The sequence below is a fragment of the Geomonas edaphica genome, from assembly GCF_004917075.1.
GTDB classification, from domain to species: domain Bacteria; phylum Desulfobacterota; class Desulfuromonadia; order Geobacterales; family Geobacteraceae; genus Geomonas; species Geomonas edaphica.
Window position 1 is genome coordinate 264,135 of sequence record NZ_SSYB01000005.1, and the last position, 14,645, is coordinate 278,779.

General features: G+C 61.0%; 14 protein-coding genes and 4 tRNA genes. 3 read left to right on the forward strand and 15 right to left on the reverse strand.

Annotated features, from left to right (window positions below):
• Positions 1-103: 103 nt before the first annotated feature.
• Both E8K79_RS16925 and E8K79_RS16930 read right to left on the reverse strand, forming a co-directional pair.
• Entirely contained in the window at positions 104-1,414 is a 1,311-nt protein-coding gene (locus E8K79_RS16925; protein ID WP_162604702.1) for an NCS2 family permease, read from the reverse strand.
• Positions 1,414-1,968 carry a hypoxanthine-guanine phosphoribosyltransferase gene (locus E8K79_RS16930; RefSeq protein ID WP_136515762.1) on the reverse strand — a complete coding sequence of 185 codons (555 nt, stop codon included), beginning with the start codon at positions 1,966-1,968 and terminating at the stop codon, positions 1,414-1,416. The genes E8K79_RS16925 and E8K79_RS16930 overlap by 1 nt, the downstream gene beginning before the upstream one ends.
• 205 nt (positions 1,969-2,173) lie before the next feature.
• On the opposite strand from E8K79_RS16930, the gene E8K79_RS16935 reads away from it, so the two are divergent.
• Positions 2,174-3,853 (forward strand): radical SAM protein, encoded by a 1,680-nt coding sequence (locus E8K79_RS16935; RefSeq protein ID WP_136515763.1) that lies wholly within the window; start codon positions 2,174-2,176, stop codon positions 3,851-3,853.
• Positions 3,854-3,924: 71 nt separating this feature from the next.
• Here E8K79_RS16935 and E8K79_RS16940 read toward each other — a convergent pair whose 3' ends face one another.
• Both E8K79_RS16940 and elbB read right to left on the reverse strand, forming a co-directional pair.
• Positions 3,925-4,512, reverse strand: coding sequence for an outer membrane beta-barrel protein (locus E8K79_RS16940; RefSeq protein WP_136515764.1), 588 nt, complete (start codon positions 4,510-4,512; stop codon positions 3,925-3,927).
• A 123-nt stretch (positions 4,513-4,635) separates the two neighbouring features.
• Positions 4,636-5,292 carry an isoprenoid biosynthesis glyoxalase ElbB gene (elbB, locus tag E8K79_RS16945; protein ID WP_136515765.1) on the reverse strand — a complete coding sequence of 219 codons (657 nt, stop codon included), beginning with the start codon at positions 5,290-5,292 and terminating at the stop codon, positions 4,636-4,638.
• Positions 5,293-5,426: 134 nt separating this feature from the next.
• On the opposite strand from elbB, the gene E8K79_RS16950 reads away from it, so the two are divergent.
• Positions 5,427-5,624, forward strand: coding sequence for an ATP-binding protein (locus tag E8K79_RS16950; protein WP_136515766.1), 198 nt, complete (start codon positions 5,427-5,429; stop codon positions 5,622-5,624).
• Here E8K79_RS16950 and E8K79_RS16955 read toward each other — a convergent pair whose 3' ends face one another.
• Complete coding sequence (locus tag E8K79_RS16955) at positions 5,625-6,860, reverse strand: MFS transporter (RefSeq protein ID WP_136515767.1); 1,236 nt, start codon at positions 6,858-6,860, stop codon at positions 5,625-5,627.
• A gap of 172 nt (positions 6,861-7,032) precedes the next feature.
• Between E8K79_RS16955 and E8K79_RS21350 the strand changes: the two genes are divergently transcribed.
• Complete coding sequence (locus tag E8K79_RS21350) at positions 7,033-7,191, forward strand: hypothetical protein (protein WP_198419366.1); 159 nt, start codon at positions 7,033-7,035, stop codon at positions 7,189-7,191.
• 64 nt (positions 7,192-7,255) lie between these two features.
• Here the strand turns inward: E8K79_RS21350 and E8K79_RS16960 are convergent.
• From E8K79_RS16960 to E8K79_RS17005, 10 genes are all read right to left on the reverse strand, one after another.
• Positions 7,256-7,330 (reverse strand) — tRNA-Glu (locus E8K79_RS16960).
• Between the two features lie 50 nt (positions 7,331-7,380).
• Positions 7,381-7,456, reverse strand: a tRNA-Lys gene (locus tag E8K79_RS16965).
• A 38-nt stretch (positions 7,457-7,494) separates the two neighbouring features.
• A tRNA-Glu gene (locus tag E8K79_RS16970) sits at positions 7,495-7,572 on the reverse strand.
• A gap of 3 nt (positions 7,573-7,575) precedes the next feature.
• Positions 7,576-7,651, reverse strand: a tRNA-Lys gene (locus E8K79_RS16975).
• A 72-nt stretch (positions 7,652-7,723) separates the two neighbouring features.
• The gene (locus E8K79_RS16980; protein ID WP_135868446.1) at positions 7,724-9,022 is read right to left on the reverse strand and encodes an adenylosuccinate synthase; all 1,299 of its coding nucleotides are present in this window, start codon (positions 9,020-9,022) and stop codon (positions 7,724-7,726) included.
• Positions 9,015-10,334 (reverse strand): ATP phosphoribosyltransferase regulatory subunit, encoded by a 1,320-nt coding sequence (locus tag E8K79_RS16985; RefSeq protein ID WP_136515768.1) that lies wholly within the window; start codon positions 10,332-10,334, stop codon positions 9,015-9,017. Before E8K79_RS16985 ends, E8K79_RS16980 begins: the two co-directional genes overlap by 8 nt.
• Before the next feature lie 112 nt (positions 10,335-10,446).
• The gene (locus E8K79_RS16990) at positions 10,447-11,910 is read right to left on the reverse strand and encodes a hypothetical protein (protein ID WP_136515769.1); all 1,464 of its coding nucleotides are present in this window, start codon (positions 11,908-11,910) and stop codon (positions 10,447-10,449) included.
• A 180-nt stretch (positions 11,911-12,090) separates the two neighbouring features.
• Positions 12,091-12,366 (reverse strand): hypothetical protein, encoded by a 276-nt coding sequence (locus tag E8K79_RS16995; RefSeq protein ID WP_136515770.1) that lies wholly within the window; start codon positions 12,364-12,366, stop codon positions 12,091-12,093.
• A 52-nt stretch (positions 12,367-12,418) separates the two neighbouring features.
• Positions 12,419-12,694 carry a hypothetical protein gene (locus tag E8K79_RS17000; protein ID WP_135868442.1) on the reverse strand — a complete coding sequence of 92 codons (276 nt, stop codon included), beginning with the start codon at positions 12,692-12,694 and terminating at the stop codon, positions 12,419-12,421.
• A 281-nt stretch (positions 12,695-12,975) separates the two neighbouring features.
• On the reverse strand, positions 12,976-14,337 hold the full coding sequence (locus tag E8K79_RS17005; protein ID WP_136515771.1) for a porin: 1,362 nt from the start codon (positions 14,335-14,337) through the stop codon (positions 12,976-12,978).
• Between the last annotated feature and the right edge of the window lie 308 nt (positions 14,338-14,645).

The following is a 14,645-nucleotide window of genomic DNA, read 5'->3' on the forward strand; positions in this document are numbered from 1 at the left end:
TGTGGGGGGAGGAGAGGGGGCGAGAGGCGGTGGAGTGGACAAAAAAAGGCCGCCGCACCTTTCGATGCAGCGGCCTCGGGTTGCCGGTTGTGGCGGCGTCGGTTTACTTGGCGCCGAAGAGGAAGTAGGAGAGCGACAGGAGCGCCAGTACCCACATGCCCCCCTTCATCTCCTTGATGCGGCCCGTCGCCCCTTTCATGAGGGGATAGGCGATGAAGCCGGCGGTCATGCCGACCCCGATGTTGTAGGTGAAGATCATCAGCACCACGGTCAGGAAGGCCGGGATCAGCTCGGTGAAGTCGTCGAAATCGATCTTCGCGAGCGGGCTGATCATGTAGGAGCCGATCACGATGAGGGCGATGCCGTAGGCGTGTGCCGGTACGATGGTGAAAAGCGGTGCGAAGAAGAGTGCGAGCAGGAAGAATAGCGCGGTGACGAGCGCGGTGAAGCCGGTGCGGCCACCTTCCTCGATACCGGCGGCCGACTCGATGTAGGCGCCGGTGGTGGTGGTGCCGAGGAGCGGCGCGGCGACTGTGGCCAGTGCGTCGGCCAGCATCGGCTTCTCGATCTCCGGGAGGTTGCCGTTTTCATCGAGGAGGTCGGCGCGCATGGAGAGGCCGAGGAGTGTCCCGACCGTGTCGAGAAACGCCATGATGAAGATGGTCAGGATGATCGGGAAGAAGCCGGGGGTGAGGGCACCGGCGAAGTCGAGCTTGAAGAGGATCGGGGTGATGTCCGGCGGCATGCTCACGAAGGAGTTCGGAAGCGGGGTAACCTTGAGGATGATGGAGGCGATGGTGGTGACCACGATACCGATCATCATCGCCCCGAGCACCTTGCGTGAGATGAGCACCACGGTGAACAGCAGGCCGCAGACGGCGAGGAGCACCGAAGGGTGGGACAGGTCACCCAGTTTCACAGGCGCGCCCGGAACGCCGAGCACCACGATGCCGGTTTCGTTGAGGCCGATGAAGGTCAGGAATAGGCCGATGCCGGTTGCAAAGGCGCATTTGAGCGAAAGCGGGATCGATTCGGCAAGCCAGCTCCTCACCTTGAAAAGGGTGAGCAGGGTGAAGATGACGCCGGCGAAAAAGACGGCGGCGAGGGCGGTCTGCCAGGAATAACCCATCACCTTAACGACGACGAAGGCGATGAAGGCATTTTCGCTCATGTAGGGCGCGATGGCGAAGGGGCGGTTGGCGAAGAAGGCCATGAGCACGGTGCCGAAGACGGCGGCGATGATGGTCGCGGTGGTGGAGGGGCCGCGCGGAATGCCGGCATTCTCGAGGATGGCCGGGTTGACGATGATGATGTACGCCATGGTGAGGAAGGTGGTGAGACCGGCGATGATCTCACGCTTCATGGTGGTGCCGAAACGCTGGAACTGGAAGTAAGAGGCTATACGTGAGGTCATTACTGGTTTTGCTCCTTCATAGCGTAGAGTGCGGGCAGATTGCGCCAGTATCCTGCGATGTCCATGCCGCAGCCGAACAGGAAGCGGTCTTCAACCTCGAGACCGACGAAGTCGGCCTTGGCGCCGGGCGCCTTGCGGTCGTGTAACTTGTCCACGAGGACGGCGGTGTACACCTCGGCCGCACCTTCCTCCCGGCAGAACTTGGTGATCTCGGCGAGCGTCACCCCTTCGTCCAGGATGTCGTCGATCAAGAGCACAGTGCGTCCCTTCAGGGAGCGTTCCGGCTTCACCTTCCAGAGCAGGTTGCCGCCGAAAAGCTCCGCGCCGTAACGGGTGGCGTGGAGATAATCCAGCTCGAGGGCAAAGGGGAGTTTGTCCACCAGTTTGCCGGTCACGAACAACCCGCCGTTCATGATGCAGAACGCCACCGGGTCCGTTCCCGCCAGGCGCTCCGCGATCTCCTGCGCCATGCGTGACAGCGCCTCCTCGACTTCCTGCTCCGACTTGAGACAATCCGCTTTGTTTCGGATGTCCTCCATGTCCTTGAGTACCATTACCGCTCCTTCGGAACATTTGTTTAAAATGGTCGAACCATAGCAGATTAGTCGTGTAAAAACAAGTAATTGAACTCTCATTAGTTGAAATTGCCCGTATACGGGTGGCGTGCAAGGGGGCTGTAGGGGGCACGGAGCGGTTTGACAACCTACGCTCCCTTCTTTTTTCTTTCACCCGGTCGCCCAAAGATGGTAATTTGGCGCAATGTCTTGGAAGATCATTGAAAGAAAACGCGCCCTTCTGGCAGGAGAAAGCGGCCCGGTCACCGGCAAAGGTGGCGGAGGCCTCTCCTGCTGCCTGGTCTACCCCAACCGCTATCACTCCGCCATGAGCAACCTGGGCTTTCAGGCGGTGTACGCCATGCTGAACGCCCTACCAGGCGTCACCTGCGACCGTGCCTTCCTGCCGGAGCGGGAAGAGCTGGAGGAGCTCGAGCGGACGCGGGAGACCCTGCTCTCCCTGGAGACGGAACGTCCGCTCTCCTCGTTCGACCTCATCGCCTTTTCCATCTCCTTTGAGAGCGATTACCTGAACCTCCCTGTCATCTTCCGTCTTAGCGGGATCCATCCTTTCGCGGCGGAACGCTCGCCGCTGCAGCCGCTTATCATGGCGGGAGGAGCGGCCCTCTTCCTGAACCCGGAACCGGTTGCCCCGTTCCTCGACCTAGTCTGCGTGGGGGAGGCTGAGCCCATCCTCCCCGGGCTCTTCGAACTTTTGCAGCGCGGTGCCGGGTCGCGCCTGGCTCTCCTCGCGGATGCCTCGGCTCTCCCCGGCGTGTACGTGCCGTCGCTCTACGAGCCTAAGTACGAGGGGGCACGTCAGGTGGCGCTCAAGGTCGCGCCGGGTGCGCCTGAAAAGGTGTGCCGCCTCTGGGACCCCGACCAGGAGAGCCGCCCCACCGCTACCGTGCTCCACACCGCGGCGACTGAATTCTCAGGAATGCACCTGGTCGAGCTCTCACGCGGCTGCCCGCGTGCATGCCGTTTCTGCGCCGCCGGGTTCATCTACCTCCCGTACCGGACGCGCTCTCCGGAGCTCGTGCGCCGGGAGGTGATGGAAGGGGTGGGGGAAGGGAGGAAGGTGGGGCTTGTGGCCGCTGCGGTCTCGGACTACGCCGGCATCGGGGACCTCTGCTGCGACATCGTCGCCGCGGGGGGGAAGTTCTCGGTCTCCTCGTTCCGGATCGACCACCTGGACGGCCGGATGATCGAGGCGCTCAAGGCGAGCGGGCAGAAGTCGGTGGCACTCGCCCCCGAGGGGGGCTCGCAGCGCTTGAGGGATCTCGTGAAGAAAGGGATCGACGAGGAGCAGATCCTTGCCGCCTGCGACATGCTGGTGAGCCACGACATATTGAACCTGAAGCTCTACTTCATCATCGGGCTTCCCACCGAAACCCAGGAGGACCTGGAGGAGCTGGTGGCGCTCACCGTGAAGATCAGGGAGCGGGTGCTGGCCGCGGCGAAGGCGAACCGGCGCCTGGGCGAGATCCAGCTCTCCGTGAACCCGTTCATCCCCAAGCCCTTCACCCCGTTCCAGTGGTGCGCGATGGAGCCGGTGAAGTCGCTGGAGAAGAAATGGAAGTTCCTGCAGAAGGCGCTCGGGCGGCTTTCCAACGTGAAGCTGCAGATGGAGAGCCCGCGCGAGGCGTACCAGCAGGCGCTTTTGTCGCGCGGGGACCGCAGGCTCGCCGCACTCCTCGTCGAGGCGGACCGGCTACGCAACTGGAAGGAGGCGCTGCGGGAGACGGACCTCGATTGTGACGGCTATGTGCATCGCGAGGTGCCGCTCGACGAGATGCTCCCTTGGGATTTCATCGATGGGGGGGATACCGGCCGTCTGAAGCGTGAATACCTGAAGGCGTTTGGCGGGGAGGACGCGGGTTGAGAGGTGTTGGCTCCCCCGCCCTTCGTTAACGGGGCGGGGGAGCCGGTCGTTCTTTTGGTGAAGTGGCTTTCTTAGTTGAAGAAGAACCTCGCACCCACGGTGAAGGAGAGGGCGGAGGGGTCGAATTTCCCGCTGCCGTTCGGGCCGTCCACGTCCGCCTTGAACGACTCGATCCCCTTGAGCTCGAGGTTGAGGGCCACCTGCCGGTTCACGAAACAATCCAGACCGCCGCTTACGTGGGCGCCGACGGTGGTGTTGGTGTACTTTCGATCGAGGTCGTTGATGAGGACGTCGAGCCCGGCACCCACGTACGGAACCACGTTCCTCTGGCCCTGAAAGCGGTACTGGGCGCCGATGGAGACGTCGGTCACGTCGGCGTCGCCGAAGTCGGAGGTGTCGAAGGTCGAGCGGCTCACTTCCATCTCCACCGCGACGTTGTCATCCACCCCGAACATGAGGCCTACGCCACCGGTCAGTCCCGCGTCGCTGGAAACCACCATCTTGCCGTACTGGCTGTTCATCTCGGAGTCAGCAGGGTTCGTGATGCCGATCTTGCCGCTCACCGCGATCCTCCCCCTCAACTCCTCCGCCGATGCCTCTCCCGCGAGGGGGGCTGCAAGGAGCAGCGCGCCCACCAAGAGCAGTAACATTTTGCGCATCTGTAGTCTTCCCTCCATAGAAACGTTCATTGAAGCTGCCGCATCTTAGGGCAAAATGCGGCAGCCTTCAAGCCTAATGAAGTTTTTACGGCGAGAGACGCGGTCGTCCTGAGCCGGTAGCCCCTACTTGATCAGTTCGAGGGTCGCCTTGATCGCCTTCTCGATCCCCTTGCCCGCCTCGGCGATGCCGCCGGCCAGCATGTAGGCGGGGGTAGAAACGATGAGGTTGTCGCGGTCCACGATGCAGTCGACCGCCGGGCACTCGACGTGAGTCGCACCGGTGGCGCCGATCGCCTGGGCGGTGCCCGGGTCGTTACCGATGGTGAGTTTAGGCGCCAGGTCCTTGCCGAGGGCGAGGGCGATGACGGCGGGTGCTATGCAGATGGCGCAGATCGGCTTTTTGGCCGCCGCCATCTCGCGGATCAGCTTGAGCACGTCCGGCTGCACGCTCCCCTGAGGCCCCGCTGACGCGAAGCTGCAGAGGTTCTTTGCTGCGCCGAAGCCCCCCGGGAAGACGATGGCGTCGAGCTCGGCGGCCTTTGCGTTCTTCACGTCGGAGATCTCGCCGCGCGCGATGCGGGCCGCCTCCACCAGCACCTTGCGCTTCGCGCCGGTTTCCTGCATGGTCACGTGGTTCACCTCGTCGAGTTCCACGTCCGGGGCGAAGCAGACCGCCTTGGCGCCGCTGTTGTCAATGGCGAGCAATGTGAGCACCGCCTCGTGAATTTCGCTTCCATCACGCACACCGCAGCCTGAGAGAATTACACCTATCTTTTTCATGCAAGAACCTCCTGTCTTGTGTAGTGTAGGTCGACTGCGATATTCTAAGCGCTGCCCCGTTGCTGTGCAAGGGGTTTTAGCCCCGTTTAATAGAAGCTGTCGGTCTCAACCAGTCACACCAAGGACCAGATACAATGTCGTTGCCTCATGACTTTCCAGAGATAGATCCCGATCGCTGCACCGGCTGCGGGCGCTGCGTTGCCGCCTGCCACGAGCGCTGCATCACCCTCGAGGTATCCGGGTTCCGAAAGTACGCCTTGCTGGTCAGCCCGCAGCTTTGCAACGGCTGCGGCGCCTGTCTCGCCGCCTGCCCGGTGCGCGCCCTCACCTGATCACTCGCCTCCCAGTCGATCCACCGCCAGAAGTCTCGGGAAGAGACGCATCCACAAGAGCACGACGACCATGGTTCCGACGCCGCCGATCAGGACGGCGGGCACCGTGCCGAAAAGGGCGGCGGTAACCCCGGACTCGAACTCGCCCAACTGGTTCGAGGTCCCGACGAACATGGAGTTGACCGCGCTTACCCTGCCGCGCATCTCGTCCGGCGTCTCGATCTGTACGAGCGAGGAGCGGATGACGACGCTTACTATGTCGGCCGCTCCGAGTACGGCAAGGGAGAGCATGGAGAGGGTGAAGGAGTTGGAGAGGCCGAAGACGACGGTGGCCGCGCCGAAGAGGAACACGCTGACGAACATGGTGCGCCCGACCCGGCCACCGAGCGGGTTCCGGGCGAGAAAGAGCGAAACGGCGAGGGCGCCCAGGGCCGGGGCGGCGCGCAAGAGACCCAGACCGACCGGACCGGTGTGCAGTATGTCCCGGGCGAACACCGGCAAAAGCGCCGTCGCACCCCCCAGGAGTACCGCGAAGAGGTCGAGCGAGATGGCACCCAGGATCTCCTGCCGGCTTCTGATGAATGCGATCCCCGCAAAGAGGGAGGTAAGGGTGGCCGGCTCGCGGCTTGCGGGGGGGCGCTCCACCTTGATGCGGGAAAGAAGGACGCTCGCGCAGAAGAAGAGGGCGGCGGCGGAACCGTAGACCGTGGTGGGGCCGAGGGCGTAGAGTAGGCCGCCCAGGGCCGGGCCGGCGATGCTCGCGGTCTGGTTCGCCGATGCGGACCACGCCTGTGCGCGCGGGATCAGATGCTGCGGCACGAGCCACGGGACCAGGGTGAGCATGGTCGGCCCCTCGAAGGCGCGCAGCGCGCCCGCGACGAAGACGACGGCGAGAATCCCCTCCTTTTGCAGCCATCCCATCCACGTCCCAAGAGCCAGTACGACCAGGGCCGCTCCCTCCAGCACCTGGCAGGCCCCGGCGATGCGGCGCCGGTCGTAGCGGTCGGCGACGTGCCCCACGGCGAGGGTGAGCATGAACATGGGGAGAAACTGTGCGAGTCCCACGAGCCCGAGATAAAAGACTGAGCCGGTCAGGGCGTAGATCTGCCACCCGACCGCTACCGCCAGCATCTGTAGCGCAACCGAGGAGCAGACGCGAGCCAGCCAGAAGAGCCGGAACGGCTCGTGGCCGAGCACGGACTGCGGGTTGTGCTTTTGGGTGTCGAGAGAAGTCATAGGGGATGGGCCGTACCGGCATTTACTGACATTGGCGATGGATGCATGACACTGTCCTGCAGCAGGATGAGTTTTAGACCAGTTTCCCGCTGTTGACAACATCGTTCTTTACCATACTCTTCAATTGGCGGTGATTTCGCCAGGAATCCTTTTCGAGCAAAGGAGGCAGGTCATGCTGTACTTCATCAAGCAGAACATCATCCACACCTATCCGGTTGCCAAAGGGTGCGCTGAAAGCCGCGACCAGGAGCAGTTGCGCGATACGGTGCCGTACGAGGTGAAGGAATGTCCGTACTGCATGCGGGTGTGGCCGGGGAAAAAGGAGGCGTAAGGCTGGGCCGGAAGCGGCAAAAAGAAAAGGCCGCCTTCCCTGAGGGAGGCGGCCTTTCTTTTGGTGGTGATCCCAAGGGGACTTGAACCCCTGTTACCGACGTGAAAGGCCGGTGTCCTAACCACTAGACGATGGGACCGAAAAAAACAGGTTAAGTTTGAGGGTCAAACTTAACCTGCCTTTGAGGGGTGGTGAGCCGCGTTGGGATCGAACCAACGACCACCTGATTAAAAGTCAGGTGCTCTACCAACTGAGCTAGCGGCTCCCTCGAGGGGGATAATCCCCTTTGTGCTGTTGTTTGAGTGGCGTCCCCAGCCGGATTTGAACCGGCGTCGCCGCCGTGAAAGGGCGGTGTCCTGGGCCGGGCTAGACGATGGGGACGGGTGGTGAGCCGCGTTGGGATCGAACCAACGACCACCTGATTAAAAGTCAGGTGCTCTACCAACTGAGCTAGCGGCTCAAACAGTGCAGCGAAGCAAGAACAACCTTATAGCAAATCGATTTCTGCCAGTCAATACTTTTTATTAAAAAATTAGCCGCGCTCGAAAGGGTTCCTGAGCACGATGGTTTCGTCGCGGCGCGGACCGACGGAAACAAGCACCACCGGGGCTCCGGAGAGCTCCTGTACGCGCGTCACGTAGGCCTGTGCGTTCTTCGGGAGTTCGGCAAGGCTCTTCGCACCGGTGATGTCCTCGCTCCAACCGGGGAGCTCTTCGTATATCGGGGTGCACAGCTCCATCACCTCGAGGCTTGCCGGGATTTCGTCGAGGATCTGCTCCTTGTACTTATAGGCGGTGCAGACCTTGATGGTCTCAAGCCCGGTGAGCACGTCGAGTTTCGTGATGGCGATCCCGGAGAGGCCGTTCACCCGCACGGCGTAGCGCGCGACCAGCGCGTCGAACCAGCCGCAGCGGCGCGGACGCCCGGTGGTGGAGCCGAATTCGCGTCCTGCCTGACGCAGCGCCTCCCCTGTGTCGTCGAGCAGCTCGGTCGGGAAGGGGCCGCTCCCCACGCGGGTCGCGTAGGCCTTGGAGATGCCGACCACCTCGTGGATCTCCCTCGGGGAAACGCCGCTGCCGGTGCAGGCGCCGCCGGAGCAGGTGGAGGAGGAGGTGACGTACGGGTAGGTGCCGTGGTCGACGTCGAGGAGCGTGCCCTGGGCCCCTTCGAAGAGGAGGCTCTTGCCCGCCTTGATCTCGCGGTGCAAAAGAAGCGAGGTGTCCGCGGCGTACTTGCGCAGTACCTTGGCGTACTCCATGTATTCGTTGTAGATCTCCTCGAAGGTGAAGGGCTCGTCGCCCAAGAGCTGGGTGAGGATCAGGTTCTTTTCGTCCAGCACCTCCTTAACCTTGCGGGTGAAGGCCTTCTCGTCCAGGAGGTCCATGAGGCGGATGCCGCGGCGGCCGATCTTGTCCTCGTATGCGGGGCCGATGCCGCGCCCGGTGGTGCCGATCTTCTTGGCGCCGGAATTTCTCTCGCGGGCGATGTCGATCCGCTTGTGGTAAGGCATGATGATGTGCAGCGCCTCGGAAAGAAGCAGCATGCTGTCATCCTTGAGGTACCCGTTGCTCTTCAGACGGGTGATCTCCATGATGAAGACCTCGGGGTCGAGTACGACGCCGTTGCCGATGACGCAGCGCTTGCCGTCGTGCAAAATCCCGGACGGGATCAGGTGCAGGATGACCTTCTCGTCACCCACCACCAGCGTGTGCCCGGCGTTGTTGCCCCCCTGGTAACGCACCACGTTGTCGGCATATTCCGTATAGATGTCGACTACCTTGCCTTTACCCTCATCGCCCCACTGGGCACCAATTACAACGACGTTAGCCATGATTCTCCCCTTCTTGATCGAATTTCAAATCGAGACCCTTGTCGAACAACTCCTCTTTGCTGACAGCGACGGCGCGCCGGTCCGCGACGCGTACCAGGTAGAGCTGGTCCGCCGCGCACTGCTCGGCACCGATCACCAAAAGCATCCGGATGTCCGTCTTTTTGGCGTAGTCCAACGAGCTTTCAAAGTCACGCTTGATGATGTCTCTGGCGCATGTAAAGCCGAGGCTCCTCAGTTTCTGCGCCACCTCGAGTGCCTCACGGCGCTCGTCCTTTTTGTTGAAGATGAGAAAGTCGCGGCTGCTTGACGCCTCTACCTCGGGCCGCTTCGCCATGCTGGCGAGCAGGGCGAGGATGTTGAAGGTGAAGCCGGTCGCCGGAGCCGGGTAGCCGTACTTCGCCGTGAGGTCGTCGTAACGGCCGCCGCTGCAAACCGCCTCGCCAATACCAGGAACGAATCCCTCGAAGGTGATGCCGGTATGGTAGTCGAGCCCGCGGATCTCACCTAGGTCGATGGTGAGGTGCTCGGCGACGCCGTAGATGTCGAGGATTTCGATCACCTGGGCCAGGTTGTCGAGCGCCTTTTTCGAGCGCTCATTGCCGGCGATGCGGGCCGCTTCCTTCAGCACCTCGCGTCCGCCGTAAAGCCTCGGCAAAAGCGAAATCTCTTCCTTCACCCGCTCGGGGGCGCCGGCGGCTTCCAGGATGGAGCGCACCGCGGTGACCTCCTTCTTGCTGATCGCCTCCTGCAGTTGCGCCTTGACCTCGGCGCCGAGCCCGGAGCTGTCCATGATGCCGCGGTAGAACTCGACCTGTCCCAGGTCGACCTTGAAACCGGTGAAGCCGAGGTCTTTCAGAACCTCGACCGCCATGGCGACCATCTCGGCGTCCGCCTCGGGCGAATTCAGGCCGATCAGCTCGACACCGGACTGGAAGATCTCGCGGCTTCTGCCGGACTGCATCTGCGCTTGCCTGAGCACGCGGCCGGAATAGTAGATGCGGTGCGGCAGGGGAAGGGCGTGCATCCGCGTGGCAACGACGCGCGCCACCTGCGGGGTGATGTCGGGCGGAATGGCCAGGAGTCGGCCGGTCTGGCGGTCGTCGAAGCGGAAGGTCTTACTGCGCAGTTCGTCCCCCATGCGCGCGAGCACGTCCTCGAACTCGAGCAGCGGGGTGATCATGCGCCTGAAGCCCCAGAGCTCGAAGACTCGGTGGATGCTGTCCGCGATGAAGGTGATCTTGTCTGCGGTTTCCGGGAGAAAATCGCTTACCCCTTTGGGGAGGGGCGCTTCAATACATGAGGGGTTGGTCACGGGTCGTCCTAACGTCCGGGGGTACCGGCAGTCCGGCTAAATGTGGCAAGAAAGCGAGGAATCGTAACAGTATGGCGGGGGGAAGTCAAGACCATTCCCCCCGCCGTTTGAGCTACTCTACGCCAAGAACCCGCACCACGCTGCCGCCCTTGCCGCCGAAGGTCCCCTTCTGGGCGACCTCGAGGAGGGTGAGTTCCTTCGCTGCCGGGTTGTAGGTCCAGTCGGCCAGGTAGTTCTGGCTTTGCTTGGTGCGCCAGCTCTCTTCGAGGGAGGAGCCGTTCCAGGCGAAGGAAACGATCGAGTACTTGGAGTAAGAGCGGAGGTTGCCGAGCACGAAGAAGCCGCTGTTTTGCGGCACCAGCACGTCACCCTTGTCGGTCACTACGATGCGCTGGTCTATGAAGCGGGTGCGGAAGGGGGTGCCGGTGGTTCTTTCGTCGGCATCCTTCTTCTGGAAGTAGGTCTCCGAGCCGCCCAGCTTGTCGCTGCTTCTCCAGATCTCCTCGCCGGTGTCCGAGTAAACAAGGAGATAGCCGCTTTCGCTGAAGGCGGTCAGGTAGGATTTGCCGCTTTTGTCACGGAACATGTTGAAGTTGAAGACGTTCGCATAACGCGGCATTTTTATGGGGTTTGTGAGCTTCACGCCGCCATCGACGATGTTCGCTTCGTACACGTCGCCGTAGAAGTCTTCGGAACGTCCCATCTGCTGGGCGTACACCTTCTTGGGGCCGCCGTAGGGTGACAGAGACCGGAACATGTACGGGATCTCCTCCGCCACGATCTTTAGTGTGTCGTTTTGCAGGGCGTAGATCCTGGAGGCGACGGTCTCGCGGTCTATGATGGTCACGAAGATGAGGACGCGCCCGCTTGCCTCGGGCCCCATTGCGTCGATGCCGAGGATCTTCATCCGGTCGGGGAGGGCCGCCTCGGTTACCAGGTCCAATTTGGCGCCGGGACGGTAGACGTGGATCCCGGTGTTGTCGGCGACAACGACGTCCTTGGTCCCCCAGGTTGCGATCCCGCTCATGACGCCGGTGATGCGCTGGCTGTACCAGCCGGGCATCGCATCGTTGTGCACGATTTCTGCGGCTGGGGCCATGACGATTTCGGCGGACGCCGGTTTCCTGACGATCTCGGCGCTCGGTGCGACCTGCGCGGCCGTGGCTGGGGCTGCCGCTTGAACTTTAACCTGGCTTAGGATGTCGCCCTTGATTTTCGCGGAGAGCTTGCCGATAGCCGGGATCAGCGCGTCCACGCTCTCCCCCTGCTCGAAGGCGGACGCGACCTGTTTGCCGGAAGCGTTCTTGGCGATCACGTCGAGGCTGAACATCTTGCCCAGGGTGACGTAGCTCCCCGAGACGATCACGTCAGCCTCGGCGGCGCTGTCGACGGTTACGAGGCCTTCGCCGGCGAGACGGGTGGCCAGGAGGCGCTGCAGGGTCGGTTTCAGATTGGCAGTGTCGGCCGGGGATACGGCGAAGTCGGCAATATAGGCGCGGGTGGTGCCGGCGGAGGCTACGGTGGCGGCGAGCAGTGCGCTCAGGAGAACCAGTGTTGCGACGAGGGATCTTTTCATGATTGCTCCGCTTTCGGGTGAATTTAAGACGCCGAATTATCGCAGAGCGATATGCGATAGTCAAACTGTTTCGCACCTTGCTGGGCGCAGTTTTGCAAGGTGGTAGAGCTGGGGGGAGATACGAAAAAAGCGGGCCTAAGGCCCGCCCTTTTCAACGCATCAGATTGTCTCAAGTCGGCATCAGTGACCAGGTTTTTCCAGATCCCTCAAGGTCTCTTGTGTCTCGGTGAGTTTCTCCTGCAGGCGCTTCAGCTCCTGAGGGGTATAGACCTTGGTCCCTTTTTTGATTTCCTTGTCCAGGCGCTGCATCCGTTTGTAGATGTCGTCTACCTGATCCTTGCAGTTCTTGGAGGCAAGCAGGCACTCGTTCTTCTCAGCCTGAGTCTGCTGGGCGAACGCCCCTGTGCTACTTGTCAGGAACAAGGATCCTACCAATACCAGCATAACCCTTTTCATAGTGCACTCCTTTCTGTGACAGATGTTGATAGCCAACTGTTTAAGTTTACCCCTAACTGTCCGGATTTTCCAGAGCACGCAACACGTCGCTCGTTTCCTTCAGCTTGTCCTTGAGTTTCTTTAGTTCCTGAGGCGTGTAGACCCTGGTCCCCTTTTTGATCTCGCTGTTCAGCTTGTAGATCCTTTCCTTGATGTCGTCGACTTGGTTCATGCAGTTCCTGGAGGCGAGCAGGCACTCGTCCTTCTGATCGGCCGAGGCCTGTGCGAAAGCCGGTACCGAAGACAGCATTGACAGCCCGGCAGCCAACAAAAGTGCCATCTTTCTCATACGGTAGCTCCTTGTCTGATGAATTAAAAACCAGCAAGGATTGAACCATATTGCCACACGTTGTCAACTCCGGTGAGAAATATTGGCTGAAGAGTTTGGGGGGGCTCTGCGGCAGGGGGCTTTACTCATAAAGCAGTGGCTCATGATGGAAAAGGAGTCAAAGCAGCAAGGATGAGGGGGGGCACAGTGGCAGGCAGAGGGGAGACAACGTTGTGCATAAAAAGAAAGGGCCGGAGAGTTGCCCCTCCGGCCCTTCGTTTGGATCTTTGTCTCGCTGGCTCTTAGAATGCGTAGCTCAGCTGAACGTTGACCAGGTACGGGTTGTCGGCGTCCGGCGCGGTTGCGTCGAAGTAGTTGCCGAGGAACGCGTAGGCACCTGCCACGCTGGCGCTCAGGTTGTCGTAGACCTTGTAGCCGACCTGGGCGTTGATCTCGGTGCCGATCGACTTGTCGCCGGCTGCGTTCTTCTTGCTGGTGGTCATGTAGCCAACGTTGGCGTTGTAGAAGACCTTGTCCATGGTCCCTTCGTAGCCTGCGAATACGCCGGCGGTGCCGAGGCCTTTAGCGGTGTTGTCGTTGCCAAGCAGCGAGGTGGAGGTGTTGATCGCCTGGCCCGGACGCTGGAGCAGCCACATGTTGGACGCGTTGAAGTAGGTGGTAGATGCAGCAACGGTCTGGAAGCTCTTCACGTCGCCGGTGTTGTTGTTGTCGCCGGAGAGGTAGTAGCCAGCGAAGTTGACCGAGCCCGGGCCGACCTTCACCTTGCCGGTGGCGCCGAACATGTAAGCAGAGATATCGGTGGTGCTGTTCTTCTCGCCGAACTGGTATGCAGCGAACGGCTTGACGACGGCGTCGCCGAATTTCATGTCGGCGTTGAGGCCGATCATGTGCAGCAGCTCGTAGTTCGGGACAGGTACCGTGGGAGCGGTAGTGGTGGCGGCGGTAAGCGCGGTGTCGTTCTGGATGTTGTAGTAGGTAGCCCCGACGGTGATGTCTTTGTTGATGGCGTATTTGCCGTCAACGACGATCAGGTCTGCGGTGTACTGGCCGGCACCGGTGTTGGTGGTGTCGGTAGATGCAATAGCAGCGGTGTTGTCGTCGAAGCGGAACCAGCCGAGCGACCCGGTGAAGTTGTCGACCTTCTTGGTGGCGATGACGCCGGTCATGTCAGCGAGGAGGAAGAGGCTCTGGTAAGCATCGGCCCAGGGCTGGCTACCGACCTTGAAGTTGGCACCGGTGATCGGGCAGTTGAAGTCGAGGTAGACGTTCTTGGTTTCGAGGGTCAGCGCGTCGGCATCGAGGTTACCGGAGTCGTTGCCGTTGTAGGTCCCCTTGTAGCCTTTGCCGTCGGTGACCTTGATGCCGCCAAAGCGGGTATCGAGTTCGAAGTGGGTGACCAGCTTCAGGTTGTCGTTTGCCTTGGCGGTGTACATGATGCGTGCACGCTGCTCGGCGAAGAAGCCGGAATGCGCGTCGTCGGATGCGAGGACTTTAGCGTCGCCGCCCTGGAGCGCGTTGGTCTGGAAGCCCATGAACTTGAACATCCCGTGGAACTCGTTCTCCAGCGCCATTGCCGGAACGGCGGTTGCTGCGCTAAGCGCGCTTACGGCTGCAAATGCAAGCAGTTTCTTTTGAAAGCTCATTGTCTACCTCCTGGTTGGTTGTTAAACACAATATATTTGCTTCTATGCCGACTTTCGCCTAAAGGGCGAAACTCATTACGCAAAAAGAGCCCTCGAGTCAGCCACAGTTAATGAACCGGGAGATGTGAGAGCTCTTGTGTTAGTGTCCTGCGGCTGTTTTGAGTCAGCAACGATTATCTCCTCGACATAAAAGCAGAACGTCACGCAGAGCAGCCTGTACAGCCTATCCCAATGAGCAAACCACTGTTATATAAATCTGGCGCCACTATATTATTATTCAAACAAATGTCAACAAAAAAAAATTCGGC

Bases quoted from the DNA above. Each gene is read 5' to 3' on its own strand.
- E8K79_RS16925 (WP_162604702.1), bottom strand. From the start codon at position 1,414: ATGACCTCACGTATAGCCTCTTACTTCCAGTTCCAGCGTTTCGGCACC.
- E8K79_RS16930 (WP_136515762.1), bottom strand. From the start codon at position 1,968: ATGGTACTCAAGGACATGGAGGACATCCGAAACAAAGCGGATTGTCTC.
- E8K79_RS16935 (WP_136515763.1), top strand. From the start codon at position 2,174: ATGTCTTGGAAGATCATTGAAAGAAAACGCGCCCTTCTGGCAGGAGAA.
- E8K79_RS16940 (WP_136515764.1), bottom strand. From the start codon at position 4,512: ATGCGCAAAATGTTACTGCTCTTGGTGGGCGCGCTGCTCCTTGCAGCC.
- elbB (WP_136515765.1), bottom strand. From the start codon at position 5,292: ATGAAAAAGATAGGTGTAATTCTCTCAGGCTGCGGTGTGCGTGATGGA.
- E8K79_RS16950 (WP_136515766.1), top strand. From the start codon at position 5,427: ATGTCGTTGCCTCATGACTTTCCAGAGATAGATCCCGATCGCTGCACC.
- E8K79_RS16955 (WP_136515767.1), bottom strand. From the start codon at position 6,860: ATGACTTCTCTCGACACCCAAAAGCACAACCCGCAGTCCGTGCTCGGC.
- E8K79_RS21350 (WP_198419366.1), top strand. From the start codon at position 7,033: ATGCTGTACTTCATCAAGCAGAACATCATCCACACCTATCCGGTTGCC.
- E8K79_RS16980 (WP_135868446.1), bottom strand. From the start codon at position 9,022: ATGGCTAACGTCGTTGTAATTGGTGCCCAGTGGGGCGATGAGGGTAAA.
- E8K79_RS16990 (WP_136515769.1), bottom strand. From the start codon at position 11,910: ATGAAAAGATCCCTCGTCGCAACACTGGTTCTCCTGAGCGCACTGCTC.
- E8K79_RS16995 (WP_136515770.1), bottom strand. From the start codon at position 12,366: ATGAAAAGGGTTATGCTGGTATTGGTAGGATCCTTGTTCCTGACAAGT.
- E8K79_RS17000 (WP_135868442.1), bottom strand. From the start codon at position 12,694: ATGAGAAAGATGGCACTTTTGTTGGCTGCCGGGCTGTCAATGCTGTCT.
- E8K79_RS17005 (WP_136515771.1), bottom strand. From the start codon at position 14,337: ATGAGCTTTCAAAAGAAACTGCTTGCATTTGCAGCCGTAAGCGCGCTT.